Consider the following 23,501-nt stretch of genomic DNA (forward strand, 5'->3'; position numbering starts at 1 on the left):
GCCATCCGCCCCAGCGATTGCAGCTGGGGCAGCGGCGCAGTTCGGCGACAGGTGGGGCGGGGGGGACGAAGCTCATCGATCGGGGCCGGGTGTTCGGGTGCAATGATACGGCGGGCGGACGCGGGTGCGGCAGGCGTCGCAGGCCACGCGGCCGCACGATCGACGGCTGCTCGCGCCTGCCCGTCCGCAGGTCGCCGCATGGCCAATGCCGGCGCAGTCCGGGCGCCTTTGATATCATCCTGATCCTGCCGTTCCTCCTCCGGAGTCCCATGAGCGTTCCGTCAGCCTCGCGGCTGCACGCCCTCAACGTCGACCTGCACTGCCATTCCACCGTCTCGGACGGCTGGCTCGAGCCCGAAGCGCTGGTGTTGCGCGCGATCGCCAACGGCGTCGAGTTGCTCGCGCTGACCGATCACGACGAACTTGGCGGCATCGCGTCCGCGCAGGTTGTCGCCCGCGCCAATGGCTTGGCCTTCGTGCCGGGCGTCGAGATCTCGGTCTCCTTCGCCGGCGAGACCGTCCATATCGTGGGCCTGGGCGTCGATCCCGGGAGCGCCGAACTGTGTGCCGGTCTCGCCGCCCTGCGTGCCGGACGCGACGGGCGCGCGCGGCGCATTGGCGACGAGCTCGCGCGCGTCGGCATCCCCGATGCCTTTGCGGGTGCCTGCCGCTTCGCGCGCAACCCCGCGCTCGTGAGCCGCGCGCACTTCGCCCGCCATCTGGTCGCGAGCGGCGTGATGCCCGACGTGAAGACGGTCTTCGACCACTATCTCGTGCGCGGCAAGCCCGGCTTCGTCGAGCACCGCTGGGCGACGCTCGAGCAGGCGGTGGGCTGGATCCGCGCCGCCGGCGGTATCGCGGTGGTCGCGCATCCGGCGCGCTACCGGCTGTCCTCCGTCGCCATGGGCGAGCTCTTCGACCGCTTCGTCGCCGCCGGCGGTGAGGCCGTCGAGGTGGTGGCCGGTGCGCACACCGAGGACGAGATGCGTCGCTTCGCGAGCCTCGCGCGCCAGCGCGGGCTGCTGGCCTCGCGCGCGTCCGATTTCCATGGTGTGCAGGAGAGCATGGTCGACGTCGGCCGCTGCAATCCGCTGCCTGCCGACCTCGAGCCGGTGTGGAGCCGTCTGCAGGCCACCACCGCGGCGCTCGCGGCGGCCGCATCCTCCGCGCGCTAGGGCGCGCGCCCCATCGAGCATCCGATCATGGCCCAGTATTTCTCCCTTCATCCCGAACAGCCGCAGGCGCGGCTGATCCGTCAGGCCGCCGAGATCCTGCGTGGCGGCGGCCTCGTCGCGCTGCCCACCGACTCCGCCTACGCGCTCGCCTGCCAGGTGGGCGATGCCGCGCTGCTCGACCGCATCCGCCGCATCCGCGGGGTGGATGAGCGCCACCACTTCACGCTGATGTGCCGCGACCTCTCCGAGATCGGCACCTACGCCCGGGTGGACAACAGCCAGTACCGGTTGCTGAAGGCGGTCACTCCCGGCCCCTACACCTTCATCCTCGAAGGCACCAAGGAGCTGCCGCGCCGCGTGCTGCACCCGAAGCGCAAGACCATCGGCCTGCGCGTGCCCGAGCACGCGGTGGTGTCGGCCCTGCTCGCCGAGATCGACGGCCCGCTGCTCACCTCAACCCTGATCCTGCCCGGCGAGGACCTGCCGCTCTCCGACCCGGAGGAGATTCGCGACCGCCTCGGCAAGCTGGTCGAGCTGGTCATCGAGGCCGGCTACTGCGGTCCCGAGGCCATCACCGTGATCGACCTCACCTCGGGCGCGCCCGAGCTGGTGCGCGCCGGGCGCGGCCCGCTCGAGCCCTTCGGTCTGTAGAATCCGGGGTTTGCCACCGAGCCCGCGATGGATTCGCTGATCTCCACCCTGGCCATCTGGGCCCTCCCGGTCGTGCTCGCGATCACGCTGCACGAGGCCGCGCACGGTTACGTGGCACGCCACTTCGGCGACCCCACCGCCCACCTCGCCGGGCGCATCACGCTCAACCCGCTGCGCCACATCGACCCGGTGGGCACCATCCTGGTGCCGGCGGGCATCCTCGCCCTCAGCTCGCTCGCCGGTGGCGGGGGCATCCTCTTCGGCTGGGCCAAGCCGGTGCCGGTCAACTTCTCGCGCCTGCGCAATCCCAAGTCCGACATGTTGTGGGTGGCGGCTGCAGGGCCTTTCGTCAACTTCGTCATGGCGCTCGGGTGGGCGCTGCTGTTCCGCATCGGCGCCACCAGCGAGCCGGGCGCCTACACGCTGCCGGTGCTCGAGATGGCCGACGCCGGCATCCGGATCAACGCCGTGCTGATGGCGCTCAACCTGCTGCCGATCCCGCCGCTCGACGGCGGCCGCATCGCGGTCAGCCTGCTGCCAAACCGGCTGGCCTGGCAGTATGCCCGGCTCGAGCCCTACGGCTTCCCGATCCTGCTCGTGCTGCTGTTCACCGGCGTGCTCGGCACCCTGCTGTGGCCGCTGCTCACCGGGTTCCGCTACCTGCTGTCCCTCGTCTTCGGATTCTGATGCTCCATGTACGCTGAACGTGTCCTCTCCGGCATGCGCCCCAGTGGGCGGCTCCATCTCGGCCACTACCACGGCGTGCTCAAGAACTGGGTGAAGCTGCAGGAGGAGTTCCCCTGCCTGTTCTTCGTCGCCGACTGGCATGCGCTCACCACGCACTACGACACCCCCGAGGTGATCGAGAACAGCGTCTGGGACATGCTGGTCGACTGGCTCGCCGCCGGGGTCGATCCCGCGCAGTCCACGCTCTTCATCCAGTCGCAGGTGCCCGAGCACGCCGAGCTGCACCTGCTGCTTTCGATGATGACCCCGCTCGGCTGGCTGGAGCGTGTGCCGACCTGGAAGGAGCAGCAGGAGAGGATCGAGGGTCGCGACCTGTCGACCTACGGCTTCCTCGGCTATCCGCTGCTGCAGTCGGCCGACATCCTGATCTACCGTGCGGACAAGGTGCCGGTGGGCGAGGACCAGGTGCCGCACATCGAGATCACCCGCGAGATCGCACGCCGCTTCAATCACCTCTACGGCCGCGAGCCGGGCTTCGAAGACAAGGCCAAGGACGCGGTGCGCAAGCTCGGTGCCAAGCGTGCGCGCATGTACCACGATCTGCGCACGCGCTTCCAGCAGGAGGGCGATGACGAGGCGCTCGAGCAGGCCAAGGCCCTGCTCGACGAAACCCAGAATCTCTCGCTTGGCGACCGCGAGCGCCTCTACGGCTACCTGGAAGGCAGCGGCAAGATGATCCTGGTCGAGCCCGAGGCGCTGCTTACCCCGGCGGCGCGCATGCCCGGCCTGGACGGGCAGAAGATGTCCAAGTCCTACGGCAACACCGTCAACCTGCGCGAGGACGCCGAGAGTGTCACGCGCAAGGTGCGCACCATGCAGACCGATCCCGCGCGCATGCGCCGCACCGACCCGGGCGAGCCCGAGCGCTGCCCGGTGTGGCAGCTGCACGCGATCTATTCCGGCGAAGACACCCTGGCCTGGGTGCAGCGGGGTTGCCGCAGCGCGGGCATCGGCTGCCTGGAGTGCAAGCAGCCGGTGCTGGAGGCGATCCTGAAGGAGCAGGAGGTGCTGCACGAGCGCGCCCAGCCTTATCTGGACGATCCTTCGCTGCTGCGCAGCATCATCGCCGACGGCTGCGAGCGCGCGCGCCGGCTTGCGCAGGAGACCATGCGCGACGTGCGCGAGGCGATGGGCCTGGACTACGGTTGAGCCCGCCGCACGCCGCCTTCCCGATCGCAGCCGCACCATGAACCTGCCGCTCGACCTGGTGCCGATCGACACCGGCCCGCCGCTCGATGTGCTCGCGCGCATCTACGGCGAGCCCCTGCTCGAATTGCCGAAAGACCTGTATATTCCGCCCGATGCGCTGCAGGTCTTCCTGGAAGCCTTCGAGGGGCCGCTGGACCTGCTGCTCTACCTGATCCGCAAGGCCAACCTCGACATCCTCGATGTGCCGATGGCGCCGCTCACCGCGCAGTACCTCGAGTACGTCGAGGCGATGCGGGCCACCCACCTCGAGCTCGCCGCCGAATACCTGCTGATGGCGGCGGTGCTGCTCGAGATCAAGTCCCGCATGCTGCTGCCGCGGCCGCCGCGCGCGAGTGCGGAAGAAGAGGATCCGCGCGCCGAGCTGGTGCGCCGGCTGCTCGAGTACGAACAGATGAAGCTCGCCGCGGCACGGCTCGAGGCGCTGCCGCGGGTGGAGCGCGACTTCGAGTGGGTGGGGGTGTTCGTTGCCGAGAAGGTGGTCGAGCGCCTGCCCGAGGTCAGCCTGCACGACCTTCAGCTGGCCTGGCTGCGTATCATGAAGAAGGCGCGGCTCAACCAGAGCCACCGTGTCGGCCGCGAGCAGCTCTCGGTGCGCGAGCACATGACGGCGATCCTGCGCAAGCTCGGTGACGGCGCCTTCGTGGTGTTCGACGCCTTGTTCGACGTCGAGCTCGGCCCGCCCGGCCTGGTGGTGAGCTTTCTCGCCGTGCTCGAGCTGGTGAAGGAAAAGCTGGTCGAAGTGACCCAGAACGAGGCCTTTGCGCCGATCTACGTGAAGCTGGCAGATGGCACCCGCAACGACGCCTGAGACCTGGTTGCGCATCGTCGAGGCGGCGCTGCTCTCCGCGCCGGGGGCACTGCCGGTGTCGGAGCTGCGCAAGCTCTTCGACGAGGATCCGGGGCCGGACCTGGTGCGCCGCCTGCTCGACGAGCTGCGCGCGCAGTGGTTCGAGGCCGGGCGCGGGGTCGAGCTGGTGCAGTTGGCGAGCGGCTGGCGCTTCCAGACACGGCCCGAGTATCAGGTCTACCTCGACCGCCTGAAGGAAGAAAAACCGCCGCGCTACTCGCGCGCGGTCATGGAAACGCTGGCGATCATCGCCTATCGCCAGCCCGTCACGCGCGGTGACATCGAGGACATCCGCGGCGTGGCGGTCTCGCCCAGCGTCTTGAAAACCCTCGAATCGCGCGGCTGGGTCGACATCGTCGGCCACCGCGACACGCCCGGGCGGCCGGCGCTCTTCGCCACCACCCGGCGCTTCCTCGACGAGATGGGGCTGCGCAGCCTGACCGAGCTGCCGGCGCTCACCGAACTCGAAAAAATCATGGATCTAGTCGATGTCTCGCAAACCGAACCGGCCGCTGCGCCCGCCCCTGAAGAAGAAGTCTGACGCGATCGAGATCCTCGACCGCGACCCGCGCGAATCCCGTGGCGCGCGCGACGACGACGCCCAGCCCGGCCGCAAGGACGCGCACCTCAACGCCGATCCGCGCGGCCCGCGCACGCCGCGTCCGCCGCGCGCCGGTGGCGCGCCTGCGCCGCGCCGGCCGCGCATCGAGGGCGATCCCGTCCGCCATCCCGACGCTCACCGTTCCGCGCTCGGCCAGCCCGAGGGCGGCGAGCGCCCCGTGCGTGGCCGTGGGCCGGGCGGCGGGCGCAACGCGCCCACCACGCTCAGCGAGCCCGAGCGCCTGCAGAAGGTGCTCGCCCAGGCGGGCGTCGCCTCGCGGCGCGAGATCGAGGAATGGGTGGTGGCCGGGCGCATCTCGGTCAATGGCCTGCCGGCCTCGCTCGGCCAGAAGATCGGCCCGGGCGACCGCGTCAAGGTCAATGGCAAGCTCGTGCCGCTGCGCTTCACCCAGCGCTCGCCGCGCGTGCTGATCTACCACAAGCCCGAAGGCGAGATCGTCTCGCGCGACGACCCCGAGGGCCGTCCCACCGTATTCGAGCGCCTGCCCATCCTGCGCAAGGGGCGCTGGCTGGCGGTCGGGCGCCTGGACTTCAACACCTCGGGGCTGCTGTTGTTCACCAACGACGGCGACCTCGCCAACAAGCTGATGCACCCGCGCTACGAACTCGAGCGCGAGTACGCGGTGCGCATCCTCGGCGAGCTCACCGAAGAGCAGGTGAAGTCGCTTACCGACGGCATCCAGCTCGAGGACGGCCCGGCCAAGTTCAACCTGCTGCGCGACGAGGGCGGCGAGGGTGCCAACCACTGGTACCGGGTGACGATCTCGGAGGGCCGCAACCGCGAAGTGCGGCGCATGTTCGAAGCCGTGGGCCTGACCGTGAGCCGGCTGATGCGGGTGCGCTACGGCAGCGTCGAGCTGCCCGCGCGCCTCAAGCGCGGCATGTGGATGGAGATGCCCGAGGCCGAGGCCTGCGCGCTCGCCGGCCTGCCGCCGCCGCAGCAGAGCCGTCAGCAGGATCTGCGCGACAAGCGGCCGGTGAAGCTGCACCGCACCCAGGCGCGTTGAGGCGTCCCGCAGGGACTCCGCAGTCCTCGCCGGGGGAGCGGCGCACGCGCGATCTTCGCGCGTGCGTTTGCTCGTCCCCGCGGTTTGGCTGTATACTCGTTCGGCTTTGATGGATGGATTTCCTTTGTGGCCACGAGCCACGGCAGGCGTCCGCTCCGTCATGCGGTTGTGGCCAGCGGTTTTTCGTGCAGGAACAATTGTTTGATGGGCGTTTCGCCCATTTTTTATTTGTGGCGCCCGACGTGGCGCCGAAGCGGTGGGGCAGGCAGATGCGCGCGGACGTCGAGGGATTGATCGAGCAGGTGGTGACCGGACTGGGATACGAACTCGTCGATATCGAGTTCTCGCCCAAGGGCCGCTTGCTGCGCGTCTTCCTCGACATCGAGCGCGGCATCACGGTCGACGATTGCGCCACCGTCAGCAACCAGCTGCAGCGCGTGTTCGAGGTCGAGAACGTCGATTACGACCGGCTCGAGGTGTCCTCGCCCGGCCTCGACCGCCCGTTGAAGAAGCTGGCCGATTTCGAACGTTTCGCCGGCGAGCAGGCGCAGGTCCGCCTGTCGCTGCCGATCGGCAATCAACGCAATTTCGTGGGCGTGATCGAGCGGGTGCAGGACGGCGCGGTGGCGCTGCGCACCGAGAAGGGCGAGGTGCTGCTGCCCTTCGACGACATCGAGAAAGCGCGCCTGGTGCCCCAATTTTGAGACTGTGGATGTGGAGGTTTTACTGAAATGAGCCGCGAGATCCTGCTGCTTGTCGATGCCTTGGCGCGCGAGAAGAACGTCGCCAAGGACATCGTTTTTTCCGCGCTCGAAACCGCCTTGGCCTCTGCGACCAAGAAACGCATCCACGACGATGCCGACGTGGTGGTGTCGATCGACCGCGACTCCGGCGACTACACCTCGAAGCGCCGCTGGCTGGTGATGCTCGACGAGGAGGTCGCGAACGACGAGGCCGAGATGGGCATCATCGATGCCCGCGAGCTGCGCGCCGACGTGCAGATCGGTGACTACATCGAGGAAGAGCTCGAGCCGATCGACTTCGGTCGCATCGGCGCCCAGGCCGCCAAGCAGGTCATCCTGCAGAAGATCCGCGACGCCGAGCGCGAGCAGGTGCTAAACGACTTCCTCGACCGCAAGGAGTTCCTCGTCTCCGGCTCGATCAAGCGCATGGAGCGCGGCAACGCGATCATCGAGGTCGGCCGCATGGAAGCCGTGCTGCCGCGCGACCAGCAGATCCCGCGCGAGAATCTGCGCGTGGGCGATCGTGTCAAGGCCTTCCTGCTGCGCATCGACCGCGGCGCGCGCGGCCCGCAGCTGGTGCTGTCGCGCACCGCGCCCGAATTCCTCATGAAGCTCTTCGAGCTCGAGGTCCCCGAGATCGAGGACGGCCTGCTCGAGCTCAAGGCCTGCGCCCGCGACGCCGGCCTGCGCGCCAAGATCGCGGTCAAGTCCAACGACCAACGCATCGACCCGATCGGTACCTGCGTCGGCCTGCGCGGCTCGCGCGTCACCGCCGTGCGCAACGAGATCGCCGGCGAGCAGATCGACATCATCGTGTGGTCGCAGGATCCCGCCCAGTTCGTGGTCGCCGCGCTGCAGCCCGCCGAGGTCGTCTCCATCGTCGTGGACGAGGAGTCGCACGCGATGGACGTGGTGGTCGACGAGAACAACCTCGCGATCGCCATCGGCCGCAGCGGCCAGAACGTCAAGCTCGCCTCCGAGCTCACCGGGTGGACGATCAACCTGATGAGCGAGCAGGAGTCGGCCGAAAAGACCGCCCAGGAGCAGCAGGGCCTGCGCGCGCTGTTCATGGAGAAACTGGACGTCGACGAGGAAGTCGCCGACATCCTGATCGAGGAGGGTTTCTCCTCGCTCGAAGAGGTGGCCTACGTGCCGCTCTCCGAAATGCTCGAGATCGAGGCCTTCGACGAGGACACGGTCAACGAACTGCGCAATCGAGCGCGCAATGTGCTGCTGACCGAGGCCATCGTCACCGAGGAGCAGCTCGAGAAGGTTTCCGACGACTTGCTCGGCCTCGAAGGCATGGACAAGTCGCTGGCCGCCACACTGGCCCAGCAGGGCATTCGTACCCGCGACGACCTGGCCGACCTTGCGGTCGACGAGCTGGTCGAAATGGCCGGGATCGACGAAGAAAGAGCCAAGGCGCTGATTTCCGTTGCGCGCGCCCATTGGTTCGAAGAATGATGGGAGGGCAGTAATGGAACAGATGAGCGTGACCCAGTTTGCCGGCGAACTGAAAATGCCGGCCGCGGTGCTGCTCGAGCAGTTGAAGCGTGCGGGCGTGGAAAAATCCGGCCCCACCGACCTGCTCACCGAACAGGACAAGGCGAGGCTGCTGGACTACCTGCGGCGTTCGCACGGCGACACCCAGCCCAAGGGCAAGATCACCCTGACGCGCAAGCAGACCTCCGAGATCCGCGCCACCGACTCCACCGGGCGTGCGCGCACGGTGCAGGTCGAGGTGCGCAAGAAGCGCACCTTCGTCAAGCGTGACGAGCTCGCCGAGCAGGCCGGGGTCGAGGCTGCGGCGGTCGAGCAAGCCGAAATCGCCGAGGCGGTCGTCGAGGCGCCCGCGCCGGTCACCGAGGCCGCTGCGCCCGCGGTCGAGCCTGCCGTCGAAGCAGCGCCGGTTGTTGCAGCCGCCGCGCCGGAGGTGGTCGAGCCGCCGGCGGCCGAGGCCGTCGCGCCCGTCGCCGAGGCCGTAGCTCCGGTCGTCGAGCCGGCCCCCGCCGTCGCGCCGCCCCCCGCCGCCCCCGCCGCCAGCGCGGCGCGACCGGCCCAGCAGGGCGGTCGCCATGGCCGTGGCGAGCGTCCGCAGCGCCAGGAGCCCGTCGCGCCCCAGCCGCAGGTCACCACCGTGCTGAGCAAGCCGCTGCCGCTCTCCGAGATCCTCAGCGAGGAGGAGGTCGCCGCGCGCAAGCGTGACGAGGATCGTCAGCGCGCGCTCAAGGAGCGCCAGGCGGCCGACCTGCGTGCCCGCCAGGAGCGCGAGGCTGCGGCCAAGGCCGCCGCCGAGGCGCGCAAGGCCGAGGAAGAAGCCCGCCTGCGTGCCGAGCAGCAGAAGAAGGAAGAGCCCGCCAAGGCGGCCGCCAAGCCGACCACCGGCACCCTGCAGCGGCCCGCCAAGACCGAGGACAAGCCCGCCAGCCGGGAAGTCAAGCGTACGGCCCCCGCGGCCCCGGCGCGCGAGGCCGACGGCGCCAGCAAGCGCCGCGGCGGCATGAAGACGCGCGGCGAGGTCGGTGCCACCACCGGCAGCAACTGGCGCGGCGCCGGCAAGGGCGGCGGCCGTCACGGCCGCAACCAGCAGGACGACCGTTCGTCCTTCCAGGCCCCCACCGAGCCGATCGTGCGCGAGGTGCACGTGCCCGAGACGATCACCGTCGCCGACCTCGCCCACAAGATGGCGGTGAAGGCGACCGAGGTGATCAAGGTCCTGATGAAGATGGGCTCCATGGTCACCATCAACCAGGTGCTCGACCAGGAAACCGCGATGATCATCGTCGAGGAGATGGGGCACCTGGCGGTCGCCGCGAAGCTCGACGATCCGGATGCCTTCCTCGAGGAGAGCGAAGCGCACAAGGATGCCGACGTGCTGCCGCGTGCGCCGGTGGTCACCGTGATGGGCCACGTCGACCACGGCAAGACCTCGCTGCTCGACTACATCCGCCGCGCCAAGGTCGCCGCGGGCGAGTTCGGCGGCATCACCCAGCACATCGGCGCGTATCACGTCGAGACCGCGCGCGGCATGCTCACGTTCCTCGACACCCCGGGCCACGAGGCCTTTACGGCGATGCGTGCCCGCGGGGCGAAGGCGACCGACATCGTCATCCTGGTGGTCGCGGCCGACGACGGCGTGATGCCGCAGACGCGCGAGGCGATCCACCACGCCAAGGCGGCCGGCGTGCCGCTGGTGGTGGCGATCAACAAGATCGACAAGCCCGACGCCAACCCCGAGCGCGTGACCCAGGAGCTGATCGCCGAGTCGGTGATCCCCGAGGCCTACGGCGGCGACACCATGTTCGTGCCGGTGTCCGCCAAGAAGGGGACCGGCATCGACGAGCTGCTCGAGGCCGTGCTGCTGCAGGCCGAGGTGCTCGAGCTCACCGCGCCCAAGGACACGCCCGCCAAGGGCCTGATCATCGAGGCGCGCCTGGACAAGGGTCGTGGCCCGGTGGCCTCGCTGCTGGTCCAGTCGGGAACGCTGCGCAAGGGCGACGTGCTGCTCGCCGGCGCCACCTTCGGCCGCATCCGCGCGATGCTGGACGAAAACGGCAAGCAGATCGACGAGGCCGGTCCGTCCATCCCGGTCGAGATCCTCGGCCTGTCGGACGTGCCGTCCGCGGGTGACGAGGCGATCGCGCTGGCCGACGAGAAGAAGGCGCGCGAGATCGCGCTCTTCCGCCAGGGCAAGTTCCGCGACGTCAAGCTCGCCAAGCAGCAGGCCGCCAAGCTCGAGACGCTCATGGAGCAGATGTCCGAGGGCGAGGTCAAGAGCCTGGCGCTCATCATCAAGGCCGACGTGCAGGGTTCGCAGGAGGCGCTGGTGCAGTCGCTGCAGAAGCTCTCCACCGACGAAGTCCGCGTCAACGTCATCCACGGTGCGGTGGGCGCGATCAGCGAATCCGACGTCAACCTGGCGCAGGCCTCGGGCGCGGTCATCATCGGCTTCAATACCCGTGCCGATGCCGGGGCGCGCAAGCTGGCCGAGACCTTCGGTGTCGATATCCGCTACTACAACATCATCTACGACGCCGTCGATGAGGTGAAGGCGGCGCTGTCGGGCATGCTGGCGCCGGAGAAGCGCGAGGAAGTCACCGGCCTGGTCGAGATCCGCCAGGTGTTCACGATCTCCAAGGTCGGCTCGATCGCGGGTTGCTACGTGCTCGAGGGTGTCGTGCGCCGCAATTCGCACGTCCGCCTGCTGCGCAACCACACCGTGCTGTGGACCGGCGAGCTCGAGTCGCTCAAGCGCTTCAAGGACGACGTCAAGGAAGTCAAGTTCGGCTACGAGTGCGGCCTGCAGCTGCGCAACTACAACGACATCCAGGAAGGCGACCAGCTCGAGGTCTTCGAGATCAAGGAAGTGGCGAGGACCCTGTAAGCGATGCCCAAGGAGTATTCCCGCAGCCAGCGCGTGGTGGAGCAGATCCGCCGCGAGCTGGCCGAGCTGATCCGCCTCGAGGTGAAGGACCCGCGCGTCGGCTTCATCACCCTGACCGATGTCGAGATCACCCCCGACTACGCCCACGCCAAGGTGTTCTTCACCAACATGACGGGCGAGGCCGACGTGCCCGAGATCCTGCAGGGCTTGCGCCGCGCGAGCGGCTTCCTGCGTCGCGAGCTCGGCCGCCGCATCCGCATCCACACCATCCCGGAGCTGCACTTCCACTACGACCGTTCGGTGGAAGAGGGCTCGCGCCTGTCGCAGCTGATCGACGAGGTGGTGAAGGAAGACGAGGCCCGCCAGCACGACGAGGCTGGCGGCGGCGACAACACCGGCACGGATGATGACGCTCGCTCCCGCGGCTGAGGTCGCGGCTGAGCCGGCGCGGCCGAAGCGCAAGGGCCAGCCGCAACGCAGGATCGTCCGCCGCGAAGTCGACGGCGTGCTGTTGCTCGACAAGCCGCAGGGCATGAGCTCGAACGGTGCCTTGCAGACCGCACGGCGCCTGCTTGCGGCGGCCAAGGCCGGCCACACCGGCACGCTGGATCCGATGGCGAGCGGACTGCTGCCGCTCACCTTCGGCGAGGCCACCAAGTTCTCGCAGATGCTGCTCGACGCCGACAAGATCTACGAGGCGGTGGTGCGGCTCGGCGTGGACACCGACAGCGGCGATGCCGAGGGCAAGGTGCTCGCCACCCGTCCGGTGGCGGTGGATCGCGCCGCGCTCGAAGCCGTGCTGGAGCGCTTCCGCGGCGAGATCGAGCAGGTGCCGCCGATGTATTCGGCGCTCAAGCGCGACGGCAAGGCGCTCTACGAGTACGCGCGCGCGGGCATCGAGCTCGAGCGCGCGGCGCGCCGGGTCGTGATCCATGCGCTCGAACTGCTCGACTTCGCAGGCGAACGCTTCACGATCCGCGTGCATTGCAGCAAGGGCACCTACATCCGCAGCCTCGCGATGGACATCGGCGCTGCGCTCGGTTGCGGTGCCCACCTGGCGGCGTTGCGGCGCACCGCGATCGGCGCCTTCGACCTGTCCGGTGCGCTCACGCTCGAAGCGCTGGAGGCGGCCGGCGAGGGCGGACGCGATGCGCTGCTCGCCCCGGTCGATGCGCTGGTGGCGGGCTTTCCGGTGCTGCAGCTCGATGCCGAGGCGGCGCGCGGCCTGCTGCAGGGTCGCACGCTCGCGCTCGCGGGCGCGCAGCCGGGCGCGAAGGTGCGCGCCTACGGGCCGGGGGGCTTCCTCGGCCTGGCGCAGTGGCAGGACGACGGACGCTTGGCGGCGCGCCGGCTGATCGCCACCGGTGGGCGGAGCGAAGATGCATCCGCATGATTTTGATTGAGTAACTGGCGCGGCTTTGGGTATAATCCGCCGCTTCTGATTGGCAGAACACACGAGTAAAGACACACATGGCTCTCGATATCGCATCCAAGTCGAAGATCGTCTCCGACTTCCAGCGCGCCCAGGGCGACACCGGCTCCCCGGAAGTCCAGATCGCGCTCCTGACCGCCCGCATCAACGGTCTCGCCCCCCACTTCAAGGAGCACGCGAAGGATCACCACTCCCGCCGCGGCCTCCTGAAGATGGTCAGCCAGCGCCGCAAGCTGCTGGACTACCTGAAGGGTCGCAACGCCGACAGCTACCGCAATCTGATCGAGCGTCTGGGCCTGCGCAAGTAATTGCTGTCCGTGACGAGTCCGACAGCGCCGATCAGGGCGAAGTAAGCCAGCAAAGCCGGTGCGTGCCCCTGCGGCCGCGCCGGCTTTTTGCCGTTCTCCCGCCGCGTTCGCGCGCCCGCCCGAGGCCGTCCCTCCGCGGTGCCTGGCCGTCCGCTCGGACGGCCCGCCGCAAGCAGTTGTCGTTTGCTGCATCCACCGAAAGAACAAGGAATACCAACTTGCCTACCGCAATCAAGAAAACCTTCGCCTACGGCGCCCACACCGTGACCCTGGAAACCGGCGAAGTCGCCCGCCAGGCTGGCGGCGCCGTCATCGTGAACATGGACGAGACCGTGGTGCTGGCCACCGTGGTCGGCGCCAAGGAAGCCCGCCCGGGCCAGGACTTCTTCCCGCTCACCGTCGACTACGTCGAGAAGTTCTATGCCGCGGGCCGTATCCCCGGCGGCTTCTTCAAGCGTGAAGGCCGCCCGAGCGAGAAGGAGATCCTCACCTCGCGCCTGATCGACCGTCCGATCCGCCCGCTCTTCCCCGACGGCTTCATGAATGAAGTCCAGGTCATCGTCACCGTGCTGTCGCTGAACCCCGAGATCGACTCCGACATCCCGGCGATGATCGGTGCCTCGGCCGCGCTGGCGATCTCCGGCCTGCCCTTCAACGGCCCGGTCGGCGCCGCGCGCGTCGGCTACCTCGATGGCAAGTACATCCTCAACCCGACCGCCACCGAGCTGCAGTCGAGCGCGATGAACCTCGTCGTCGCCGGCACCCAGACCGCCGTGCTGATGGTCGAGTCCGAAGCCCAGGAGCTGCCCGAGGATGTCATGCTCGGCGCCGTGGTGTTCGGCCACGAGCAGATGCAGACCGCCATCAAGGCCATCAACGATCTCGTCGAGGTTGCCGGCAAGCCCGAATGGGACTGGCAGGCGCCGCCCGCCAATGCGGCGCTGATCGCCAAGGTCACCGAGCTCGCCAAGGCCGAGATGGAAGAGGCCTTCCGCATCACCAGCAAGCAGGAGCGCTCGGCCCGCCTGTCCGAGATCCGCAAGCGCGTGATCGGCCAGCTCACCGAAGGCGTGGAGAACGCGCCCTCGGTCAATGAACTGAAGGACCTCTTCTTCAACCTCGAGTCCGGTATCGTCCGCAGCCGCATCCTCAACGGCGAGCCGCGCATCGACGGCCGCGACACCCGCACCGTGCGTCCGATCGAGATCCGCACCGGCGTGCTGCCGCGCACCCACGGCTCGGCGCTGTTCACCCGCGGCGAGACGCAGGCCCTGGTGGTCGCCACCCTGGGCACCGGCCGCGACGAGCAGATCATCGACGCCATCGCCGGCGAGTACAAGGAGCGCTTCCTGCTCCACTACAACTTCCCGCCCTTCTGCACCGGCGAGACCGGCCGCTTCGGCATCACCAAGCGCCGCGAGGTCGGCCACGGCCGCCTGGCCAAGCGCTCGCTGGTCGCCATGCTGCCCAAGCCGGAAGAGTTCTCCTACACCGTGCGCGTGGTCTCCGAGATCACCGAATCCAACGGCTCCTCGTCGATGGCCTCGGTGTGCGGCGGCTCGCTCGCCATGATGGACGCCGGCGTGCCGCTGAAGAACCACGTCGCCGGCATCGCCATGGGTCTGATCAAGGACGGCAACCGCTTCGCGGTACTGACCGACATCCTGGGCGACGAGGACCACCTCGGCGACATGGACTTCAAGGTCGCCGGTACCGAGAACGGCATCACCGGCCTGCAGATGGACATCAAGATCCAGGGCATCACCAAGGAGATCATGCACGCCGCGCTGGAGCAGGCCAAGGAAGGCCGCCTGCACATCCTCGGCCTCATGCAGCAGGCCCTGGGCACCAGCCGCGGCCAGGTGTCCGAGTACGCTCCGCGCATGATCAACATGAAGATCAACCCCGAGAAGATCCGCGACGTGATCGGCAAGGGCGGCGCGGTGATCCGCGCGCTGCAGGAAGAGACCGGCACCGTGATCGAGATCGAGGACGACGGTTCGGTCAAGATCTCGTCGGTCAGCGCCGAGGGCGCCCAGGCGGCGAAGGCCAGGATCGAGGCGATCACCGCCGAGGTCGAGGTCGGCAAGGTCTACGAAGGTCCGGTCGTGCGTCTGCTCGACTTCGGCGCCATCGTGAACATCATGCCGGGCCGCGACGGCCTGCTGCACGTGTCGCAGATCGCCAACGAGCGCGTGAATAACGTCTCGGACTACGTCAAGGAAGGCCAGGTCGTGCGCGTGAAGGTCCTCGAGACCGACGAGCGCGGCAAGATCCGCCTGAGCATGAAGGCGCTGCTGAACGAAAACGCCGGCTGATGGCGGATGGCGGGCTGCGGCCCGCCACGCGCTGCAGCACGGCGTGCGGACAACAAAAAAGGACGCCCCAGGCGTCCTTTTTTGTTGTCCGTCCCGGTCGCGACCGGGAGCGGCGGATTACTTCGCGACCTGGCGCTCGCGCATCTCTTCCAGCGTCTTGCAGTCGATGCACAAGGTCGCGGTCGGGCGCGCCTCGAGGCGCTTGAGGCCGATCTCGACGCCGCAGCTGTCGCAGTAGCCGTATTCGCCGGCCTCGATGCGACCGATCGTCTCGTCGATCTTCTTGATCAGCTTGCGCTCGCGGTCGCGGTTGCGCAGCTCGAGCGCGATGTCGGACTCCTGGCTGGCGCGGTCGTTGGGGTCGGCGAACACGGTCGCCTCGTCCTGCATCGTGTGCACCGTGCGCTCGATGTCATCCACCAGCTCGCCCTTGAGCGAATCGAGGATCGCGCGGAAGTGGGCCAGCTGCTTCTCGCTCATGTATTCCTCGCCGGCAGCGGGAACGTAGGGCGGGAATTGCTTGTGCAGGGTATCTTCAGCCATGGATCGACTTCCGTAGAGGGTGTTGATTGGTGAGGTCCGACTTAATAACAGAATCAACCCGGTGCAGCAAGCATACCCCGGATCGCCCTGGCGTGCCCCGTGTCGGACCGCGCGTTCCCGGCTGCGAGTGCGCGGCTGCCGCGCTGCGGAGCCGCGGCGGAGGCGCCGCCAGGGCCCCGGACGGTCGCGGTGCTCAGGGGCTGGCGGCGGGTTTGCCGCCGTACTGCAGCAGCAGGTCGCAGCTCCTGCCGCCGGAAAACCAGCGTGCCACCACGCGTACGTCGCCGGCGAAGGCGAAGACGAACTCGTGCGAGACCGGGCGTTCGTGCACCGACCAGGTGGGCGCCGCGCCGAGCCGGGGGGTGAGGCTGGCCGCGTAGGCGGCGCCGTGCGCACGGCAGGCCTCGGCATCGGCCAGCGTGACCGCGCCGGCGCCCTGCGCGGGGATGGCGAGGATCTCCTCGATCCTGGCGTCGGCGCCGGCCATCGCCATCACCGACAGCGACTCGCCGGCCACACGCAGCACCACGCCGATCTGGTCGCGTTCGTCGCAGCCCGGGCCGATCCGTGCGGCGGCAGGATCGAAGCGCCGGGTGGCGCGGGCGGCGTCGGCAAGCGGAACGCCGAGCAACATCGGACCGATGCCGCGGGGGGTGAGCGCCGCCTCTTCGGTGGGTGGCGCACAGCCCGCGGCGGCGAGCGTCAGGACGAGCGCCGACGCCATTGCGAGGGCGGCGGGCGGGTGGGCGCGCGACCCGGCTTCGCAACGGCTGAGGCGATCTGATCCGCTCACTGCGCCCGGATCACACCGCAGAAGAAGCGCCCGCCGGCGCCGCCGATCGGCTGACTGGCGTGGTCGTCGCGGTTCTCGTGGATCACCAGCGCGGCGCCGTCGGCGTCGAGGATGGCGGCGCGTCCGCCCGCGCCCGAGAGGCTGGCGAGGGCGGTGAAGAACTCCGCCTCGACGCCGCCGTCGGCATGCACGAAGAGGTTGGGCAGGTCGCCGGCGTCGGGGCCATCCGGGTTCATCAGCCCGTGCGGCCTTGCCGCCGGGTTCAGGTGGCCCTTCGAGGCGACGAAGCCCTGCGTGCCGTCCTCGCAGGTGCCCACCGAATGGATGTGGATCGCCTTCGGCCCGGGCGGCAGTCCCTTGGCGACCACGTGGACCAACACGCCGTGGGGCCCCTCGACCAGGGTCGCGGTGCCCACCTCGGCGCCCTGGCGATCGAGCAAACGGGCGCTCGCACGCTCGGCGGCGAGGGCGGGCAGGGCGAGCGTGGTGGCAAGGAGCGCGGCGGCGAGGGCGGCGGGTTTGATCATGGCTGTTCTCCTGTTGGAATGCGTCCAGAGTCTCAAGCATAGGACAAACCGGCAGGCATGCACGCCCCAAGGCGGGCCGCGGCGGTACATCCGGTGGCACGCACCGCGGCGAGGGCTTAACATCGGCGGCTCATCAGAAACGGAGATTTCCATGGCTTCCTCCCCCGACAGCATCAGCATGGCGCTGTTCTGCGACTTCGAGAACGTGGCGCTGGGCGTGCGGGACGCGAAGTACGAGAAGTTCGACATCAAGCGGGTGCTCGAGCGCCTGCTGCTCAAGGGCAGCATCGTGGTCAAGAAGGCCTATTGCGACTGGGACCGCTACAAGAGCTTCAAGGCGGCGATGCACGAGGCCAACTTCGAGCTCATCGAGATCCCCCACGTGCGCCAGTCCGGCAAGAATTCGGCCGACATCCGGCTCGTGGTCGACGCGCTCGACCTGTGCTACACCAAGTCGCATGTCGACACCTTCGTGATCATCAGCGGCGACTCGGACTTCTCGCCGCTGGTGTCCAAGCTGCGCGAGAACGCCAAGCAGGTGATCGGCGTCGGGGTCAAGCAGTCCACCTCCGACCTGCTGATCGCCAACTGCGACGAGTTCATCTTCTACGACGACCTCGTGCGCGACAGCCAGCGCGCCGCAGCCAAGCGCGAGGCGCGCGACAACCCGCCCGCCAGCCGCAAGCAGCCCGAGGAGGACAAGGCCCGCCGCGAGGAGCTCGAGTCGCGCCGCAGCAAGGCGATCGACATTGCCGTCGAGACCTTCGACGCGCTGCTCGCCGAACGCGGCGAGAGCGGCAAGATCTGGTCCTCGATGCTCAAGGAGGCGATCAAGCGCCGCAAGCCCGATTTCAACGAGAGCTACTTCGGCTTCCGCGCCTTCGGCAACCTGCTCGAGGAAGCGCAGGCGCGCGGCCTGCTGGAACTCGGCCGCGACGAGAAGTCGGGCATCTTCGTCACCCGCCCCGGCCCGGGGCTGGCCGCACCCCGCATGCGCGAGGAGTTCACCATGGCGGGCGAGTCCCTGGTGGTGGAGCGTGCCGCCCCGCGCACCGAGCCGACCGTGGGCGTCGCCGAGGCGGAGCCCGGCGCGGAGCACGCCAGCTCGCCTGCCGGCGCGGGCGGGGAGACTTCCGCCAACGCTTCGGAGCCGCGGCGCGGTCGCGGTCGCGGTCGCGGCCGCGCGGCACGAGCGCTGGAGGAGCCCGCGGCTGAAGGGGGGGCGGTCGAGGCGGATGTCGCCGCCACGGTGGAGGAGGGCGAGACCGCCATCGAAAGCGCGCCGGCAGCGCCTGTCTTGCCGGCGGAGACGGTGGCGCAGGCGACCTCCGAGGGCGCCGGGCACGCCGAGGACGCCGCGGTGGCGGTCGAGCCTCGCGCAGCCGAGGCCGAGCCCGAGTCCGCGCAGCCGAAGCGCTCGTCTGCGACGCGCAGGCGGCGTGGCGGCAAGGCCGAGGCGCCCGTCCTGCCGGCCGCCGCTGCGGCCACCGTCGCCGGCGCGGACCATCCGCCTGCTCCTGCCGCGGCGAACGAAGCCCACGACGCCGTGGCCGGCGCGGTGCAGGAGGAAAAGCCGAAGGGCAAAGGCAAGGGGAAGGACAAGCAGAAGCCGAAGGAGAAACCCTCCGAGGCCGCAAAGCCGTCTTCGCGGCGTGGTCGCGGTGGGCGCGCTGCGGGTGCCAAGGCCGCTGCGGAAGGGGCGGGCGGGACGGCGACCGCGGCGGGCCCGTCGGCGAGCGCCGCGCCCCTGCCGAGCGCCGCGCCCGCCGCGAGCACGCCCGCGGCGGAGAACCCCGCCCCGCGTCCGCGCCGCGCGCGCAAGCCGAAGGCCGCGTCGGCCGAATGAGCGTGCCCTGGCCGTATCCGTTCTGGATCGCCCATCGCGGCGCCGGCAAGCTGGCGCCGGAGAACACGCTCGCCGCGTTCGCGCTCGGCCATGCGCACGGCTACCGCATGTTCGAGTGCGATGCCCGCCTGAGCGCGGACGGCGAGGTCTTCCTGCTCCACGACGACCGCCTCGAGCGCACCACCGACGGCCGTGGCGACGCGGTGGAGCAGCCGTGGGGCACGCTCGCGCGCCTCGACGCGGGCGCCTGGCACGGCCCCCGCCACGCCGGCGAGCGCCTGCCCACGCTCGCGCAGGTGCTGGCCTTCTGCGGCGAGCGCGGCTGCCTGCTGAACATCGAGATCAAGCCCGCACCCGGCGACGAGATCCGCACCGGACGCCGGGTGGCCGAGGTCCTGGCCGCGGCGTCCGTCGTCCCGCCGCCGCTGCTGAGCTCCTTTTCTCCCACCGCGCTCGCCGCTGCGGCCGCGGTGGCGCCGGCCACGCCGCACGGGCTGTTGCTCGAGACCTTCCGTGCCGGCTGGCTCGACGAAGCGCGTGCGCTCGGCTGCGTCGCGGTGATCGCGGAGTGCGCGGCGTGGACGCCGGAGACCGCGGCGCAGGCCGCCGCGGCCGGCCTGCGCCGCCTGGCCTACACCGTGAACGATGACGCCGAGGCGGAACGCCTGCGCGCGCTCGGCCTCGACGGGCTGATCACCGACCGCGTCGACCACTTCGTCCCCTGAGCGGTCCGGCGCGGGAGCGGAACTCGCGTGCGCGCGCGGGCTCTACTTGACGTTTCTTCTCCCGAGTCCACGATCATGTCCTCTTCCTCCTGGCTGCGCGCGTGCGCGCTCACGAGCGGTCTCCTGTGCACGCTGCCGACGCTGGCGAACCCGGCGCAGAGCCAGGCCCCGTCCGCCGCGCCCGCCTGCCTCGCGCCCGCGAGCTGGGCGCGCACCGACGGGGTGACGCCGCAGGTGGTGGACGCGGGCGGGCTGCTGACCGCGATGGCCGGGCGTGCGGTCGTGCTGCTCGGCGAGCAGCACGACGACATGGACCACCACCGCTGGCAGCTGCAGACCCTCTCCACGCTGCATGCGCTGCGCCCACGGATGGTGATCGGTTTCGAGATGTTCCCGCGCCGGGCGCAGCCGGTGCTCGACCGCTGGGTGGCGGGCGAGCTGACCGAGGCGGAGTTCCTGCAGCAGTCGGAATGGGGCAAGGTGTGGAGCATGCCGGCGGAGCTCTACCTGCCGCTCTTCCACTTCGCGCGCATGAACCGTATCCCGATGCTCGCGCTCAACATCGACGCGGAGCTCACCCGGCGGATCGCCGACAAGGGCTGGGACGGCGTGCCCGAGGGCGAGCGCGAGGGCGTCGGTCGGCCGGCCGCGGCGGTGTCGGCTTACGAGGACTTCCTCTTCGAGATCCACAGCCAGCACGCCCAGATGCGCCAGCACGGCAAGGACCAGGGCAAGCCGGCGCGCGGCGATGCCGCTTTCCGCAACTTCGTGGATTCCCAGCTCGCCTGGGACCGTGCGATGGCCGAAGCCTTGCTCGCCGGCCGCGCGCGCCACGCCGCCGCGGACGGCAGCCTGCCGTTCGCAGTGGGCATCATGGGGAGCGGGCATGTGCGCCACGGCCACGGCGTGGCCCATCAGCTCGCCGCGCTCGGCGAGCCGAGCATCGGCCAGCTGATGCCGGTCGAGGCGGCGACGCCTTGCGTGGAACTCCCCGCCGGCCTCGCCGACGCGGTGTTCGCCGTACCGGCGCTGCGCCAGCCGCCGCCTCCGCCGCCGCGGCTCGGGGTGGGGCTCGACGACACCGACGGCGGCATCCGCATCGCCGAGCTCACGCCGGGCAGCCTCGCCGAGCGCAGCGGCCTGCGCCGCGGCGACCTGATCACCGAGGCGGCGGGTGCGCCGGTGCGGCGCTCCGCGCAGCTGATCGGCCTGATCCGCCGCCAGCCGGCGGGCACCTGGTTGCCGCTGCAGGTGATGCGCGAGGGCAAGGCGGTCGAGGTGGTGGTGCGCTTCCCGCGCGAGGCGCGCTGAGATGCTGCGCGGGCTGTTCGGGTGGCTGCTGCTTGCCGGCTGGCTGGGCGGGCTTCCTTCCGCCCTGGCCGCGGCCGGGCCGGCCAGGCTGCATCTGGCGGTCGAGCTCGATCCGGCGCGCGGCGAGCTTCAGGTCGAGGCCGTGCTGCGTGCGCCCGAAGCCGGCTACCGCTTCGTGTTGCACGAATCCCTGCAGCCGCAGGCCGCGAGCGCCGACGGGCATGCGCTGCCGCTGCGTGCCGCGGGCAGCCGCGGTACGTTGCGCGCCTGGCGGGTGGATGCGCCGGCCGGCGCCGAGCTGCGCCTGCGCTACGGCGGCAAGCTGCCCGCGCTCGAGCAGGCACGCGACCACCGCGAGGTGCTGCAGGCCATGCCGCCGATGGCCTCGCCAGCGGGCAGCTTCCTCGCCAGTGGCAGCGGCTGGTATCCGCGTCCGGCCGACCTCTTCGCCTACGAGGTGGACCTCGTGGTCCGTGGCGGCCAGCCGGCGCTGGTCGCCGGACGACTGGCGCACGAGCAGCGCCCTGCCGCGGCGGGCGAGCCCTACCGCGCGCGCTTCGTCTTCGAACATCCGGCAGACGGCATCGACCTGATGGCCGGGCCCTGGGTGGTGCGCGAACGCCTCGCCACCCAGGCCGACGGCCGGCCGCTGCGCCTGCGCACCTACTTTCCCGCCGCGCTCGACGGCGAGGCCGGGCTGGCCGAGGCCTACCTCGCCGACAGCCAGCGCTACATCGAGCGCTACTCGGCACAGATCGGCGCCTACCCCTTCACCGAGTTCTCGGTGGTGGCGAGCCCGCTGCCGACCGGCTTCGGCATGCCCACGCTGACCTACATCGGCGAGCAGGTGCTGCGCCTGCCCTTCATCCGCGCGAGCTCGCTCGGCCACGAGGTGCTGCACAACTGGTGGGGCAACGGCGTGCTGGTCGACTACGCGCGTGGCAACTGGTCGGAGGGGCTGACCACCTTCATGGCCGACTACGCCTACAAGGCCGAGGCGTCGGCCGCCGCGGCGCGCGAGATGCGCCTGGGCTGGCTGCGCGACTTCGCCGCACTGCCGGCGGATTCGCACGCACCGCTCGCCGATTTCCGCTCGCGCACCCACGGCGCCGCGGCCGCGGTGGGTTACGGCAAGGCGGCGATGGTCTTCGTGATGCTGCAGGACGAAATCGGCGAGGACGCGTTCGCGCGCGGCATCCGCCTTTTCTGGGAACGCCAGCGCTTCCGTATCGCCGCTTGGGACGAACTGCGCGCCGCCTTCGAGGAGGCAGCCGGGCGCCCGCTGCAGGGCTTCTTCCGCCAGTGGCTGGAGCTGCCCGGCGGGCCGGCGCCGCGCATCGAACGGGCACGCTTGGTGGAGCCGGCCGGGCAGGGCGCGCGCGTGCGCGTGAGCCTGGCGCAACCGGGACCGGTGCACGCCTTGCGGCTGCCACTGCAGCTCGTGGCGGGGGATCGGGTAGAGACCCGGGTCGTCGAGTTCGCCGCGGGCCGCACCGATGTGGAGCTCACCGCCGGCTTCGTGCCCGAGGGCGTGGCCCTCGACCCGGAGCTGCGTCTGTGGCGCCTGCCCGAGGCGGCGCAACTGCCGCCCATCCTGCGCCAGTGGATCGTCGCTGCGGCGCCGCGGCTGGTGCTTGCCGACGCACAGGCGGAGGCGGGCGGGGCGGGGAGCGGCGCAGTGAGTGGCGCAGGGAGTGGCGCAGGGAGTGGCGTAGGGAGTGGCGTAGGGAGTGGCGTAGGGAGTGGCGTAGGGAGTGGCGTAGGGAGTGGCGCAAGCGGTGGCACGCCGAGAGGGGCGGACAGTGCATTCGCCGAGGCGGCGCAGGCGCTCGCCGCCCGCCTGTTCGAGCGCACGCCGACGCTGGCAGGTCTCCCAGCCTTGGGCGCAGAGGGCGGGCCGGTGCTGCTGGTGGGCAGCGAGCCCGCGGTGGCCGCGGTGCTCGTCGGTGCCGGCCTGGCGGCACAGCCCCGGGGCATGCCCGCAGGCGGCAGCGCCAGGGTGTGGACCGTGCAGCGTGAGCGCGGCCCGGCGCTCGCCGTGATCGCCGCCGCCGACCCCGCCGCGCTGCGCGCGCTGCAGCGCGCGTTGCCGCACTACGGCAGCCAGAGCTGGCTGGTCTTCGACGGCACGCGGGCAAGCGCCCGCGGCGTATGGGACGCGCCTGGCAATGTGGTGAAGGTGGAGCCTTGAGCAGCGCTCGCGAAGCTCGCAGTCCCGCTTCCACGCCCGAGGAGCGGCGTAGGAGCGACGCAAGTCGCGATCAGTGCGCCCGCGGTTTGCGCAGGCGCAGTTCGACCGCAGCTATCGCGACTT

Annotated in this window: 21 protein-coding genes; 18 read left to right on the forward strand and 3 right to left on the reverse strand. The window is 70.1% G+C overall.

From position 1 onward, the window contains the following. The first annotated feature begins 269 nt into the window (after positions 1–269). From PO78_RS16200 to pnp, 14 genes are all read left to right on the forward strand, one after another. Positions 270–1,175 (forward strand): 3',5'-nucleoside bisphosphate phosphatase, encoded by a 906-nt coding sequence (locus PO78_RS16200; protein ID WP_043745214.1) that lies wholly within the window; start codon positions 270–272, stop codon positions 1,173–1,175. A gap of 27 nt (positions 1,176–1,202) precedes the next feature. Beyond that, the gene (locus PO78_RS16205) at positions 1,203–1,826 is read left to right on the forward strand and encodes an L-threonylcarbamoyladenylate synthase (RefSeq protein WP_043745218.1); all 624 of its coding nucleotides are present in this window, start codon (positions 1,203–1,205) and stop codon (positions 1,824–1,826) included. Positions 1,827–1,853: 27 nt separating this feature from the next. Continuing rightward, positions 1,854–2,513: a site-2 protease family protein gene (locus tag PO78_RS16210; protein WP_043745221.1), complete on the forward strand. Its 660-nt coding sequence runs from the start codon at positions 1,854–1,856 to the stop codon at positions 2,511–2,513. Between the two features lie 6 nt (positions 2,514–2,519). After that, positions 2,520–3,722 (forward strand): tryptophan--tRNA ligase, encoded by a 1,203-nt coding sequence (locus PO78_RS16215; RefSeq protein ID WP_004324029.1) that lies wholly within the window; start codon positions 2,520–2,522, stop codon positions 3,720–3,722. Between the two features lie 37 nt (positions 3,723–3,759). Further along, on the forward strand, positions 3,760–4,590 hold the full coding sequence (locus PO78_RS16220) for a segregation and condensation protein A (RefSeq protein ID WP_004324027.1): 831 nt from the start codon (positions 3,760–3,762) through the stop codon (positions 4,588–4,590). Then, positions 4,568–5,170, forward strand: coding sequence for an SMC-Scp complex subunit ScpB (scpB, locus tag PO78_RS16225; RefSeq protein WP_012585146.1), 603 nt, complete (start codon positions 4,568–4,570; stop codon positions 5,168–5,170). Before PO78_RS16220 ends, scpB begins: the two co-directional genes overlap by 23 nt. Further along, complete coding sequence (gene rluB / locus PO78_RS16230; RefSeq protein ID WP_012585147.1) at positions 5,118–6,257, forward strand: 23S rRNA pseudouridine(2605) synthase RluB; 1,140 nt, start codon at positions 5,118–5,120, stop codon at positions 6,255–6,257. The genes scpB and rluB overlap by 53 nt, the downstream gene beginning before the upstream one ends. A 269-nt stretch (positions 6,258–6,526) precedes the next feature. Beyond that, positions 6,527–6,961 carry a ribosome maturation factor RimP gene (gene rimP / locus PO78_RS16235; RefSeq protein ID WP_004327035.1) on the forward strand — a complete coding sequence of 145 codons (435 nt, stop codon included), beginning with the start codon at positions 6,527–6,529 and terminating at the stop codon, positions 6,959–6,961. A gap of 27 nt (positions 6,962–6,988) precedes the next feature. Continuing rightward, positions 6,989–8,464, forward strand: a complete 1,476-nt coding sequence (gene nusA / locus PO78_RS16240) for a transcription termination factor NusA (RefSeq protein ID WP_004327033.1) — start codon at positions 6,989–6,991, stop codon at positions 8,462–8,464. 13 nt (positions 8,465–8,477) lie between these two features. Then, a complete protein-coding gene (gene infB, locus PO78_RS16245) occupies positions 8,478–11,384 on the forward strand; it encodes a translation initiation factor IF-2 (protein ID WP_043745231.1) in 2,907 nt (968 codons plus the stop codon). A 3-nt stretch (positions 11,385–11,387) separates the two neighbouring features. After that, a complete protein-coding gene (rbfA, locus tag PO78_RS16250; RefSeq protein WP_004322627.1) occupies positions 11,388–11,813 on the forward strand; it encodes a 30S ribosome-binding factor RbfA in 426 nt (141 codons plus the stop codon). Beyond that, positions 11,791–12,777: a tRNA pseudouridine(55) synthase TruB gene (gene truB, locus PO78_RS16255; RefSeq protein ID WP_004322626.1), complete on the forward strand. Its 987-nt coding sequence runs from the start codon at positions 11,791–11,793 to the stop codon at positions 12,775–12,777. The genes rbfA and truB overlap by 23 nt, the downstream gene beginning before the upstream one ends. A 77-nt stretch (positions 12,778–12,854) precedes the next feature. Beyond that, positions 12,855–13,124: a 30S ribosomal protein S15 gene (rpsO, locus tag PO78_RS16260; protein ID WP_004322624.1), complete on the forward strand. Its 270-nt coding sequence runs from the start codon at positions 12,855–12,857 to the stop codon at positions 13,122–13,124. 218 nt (positions 13,125–13,342) lie between these two features. After that, positions 13,343–15,442 carry a polyribonucleotide nucleotidyltransferase gene (gene pnp / locus PO78_RS16265; RefSeq protein ID WP_004322622.1) on the forward strand — a complete coding sequence of 700 codons (2,100 nt, stop codon included), beginning with the start codon at positions 13,343–13,345 and terminating at the stop codon, positions 15,440–15,442. A gap of 117 nt (positions 15,443–15,559) precedes the next feature. Here pnp and dksA read toward each other — a convergent pair whose 3' ends face one another. The 3 genes from dksA to PO78_RS16280 form a co-directional block, all read right to left on the reverse strand. After that, complete coding sequence (gene dksA, locus PO78_RS16270; protein ID WP_004322620.1) at positions 15,560–15,985, reverse strand: RNA polymerase-binding protein DksA; 426 nt, start codon at positions 15,983–15,985, stop codon at positions 15,560–15,562. Positions 15,986–16,178: 193 nt separating this feature from the next. Continuing rightward, positions 16,179–16,709 carry a hypothetical protein gene (locus PO78_RS16275; RefSeq protein ID WP_004322618.1) on the reverse strand — a complete coding sequence of 177 codons (531 nt, stop codon included), beginning with the start codon at positions 16,707–16,709 and terminating at the stop codon, positions 16,179–16,181. Positions 16,710–16,774: 65 nt separating this feature from the next. Next, positions 16,775–17,305, reverse strand: a complete 531-nt coding sequence (locus tag PO78_RS16280; RefSeq protein ID WP_004322617.1) for a superoxide dismutase family protein — start codon at positions 17,303–17,305, stop codon at positions 16,775–16,777. Between the two features lie 151 nt (positions 17,306–17,456). On the opposite strand from PO78_RS16280, the gene PO78_RS16285 reads away from it, so the two are divergent. The 4 genes from PO78_RS16285 (at position 17,457) to PO78_RS16300 (ending at position 23,378) form a co-directional block, all read left to right on the forward strand. Continuing rightward, positions 17,457–19,151: an NYN domain-containing protein gene (locus tag PO78_RS16285; RefSeq protein ID WP_043745235.1), complete on the forward strand. Its 1,695-nt coding sequence runs from the start codon at positions 17,457–17,459 to the stop codon at positions 19,149–19,151. Next, entirely contained in the window at positions 19,148–19,876 is a 729-nt protein-coding gene (gene ugpQ, locus PO78_RS16290; RefSeq protein ID WP_004325849.1) for a glycerophosphodiester phosphodiesterase, read from the forward strand. Before PO78_RS16285 ends, ugpQ begins: the two co-directional genes overlap by 4 nt. 75 nt (positions 19,877–19,951) lie before the next feature. After that, positions 19,952–21,187, forward strand: coding sequence for a ChaN family lipoprotein (locus PO78_RS16295; RefSeq protein ID WP_004325847.1), 1,236 nt, complete (start codon positions 19,952–19,954; stop codon positions 21,185–21,187). Position 21,188: 1 nt separating this feature from the next. Beyond that, on the forward strand, positions 21,189–23,378 hold the full coding sequence (locus PO78_RS16300) for a M1 family metallopeptidase (RefSeq protein ID WP_043745237.1): 2,190 nt from the start codon (positions 21,189–21,191) through the stop codon (positions 23,376–23,378). Positions 23,379–23,501: the final 123 nt, after the last annotated feature.

The sequence above is a fragment of the Thauera sp. SWB20 genome (assembly GCF_000831325.1).
Classification (GTDB): Bacteria; Pseudomonadota; Gammaproteobacteria; order Burkholderiales; family Rhodocyclaceae; genus Thauera; species Thauera aminoaromatica.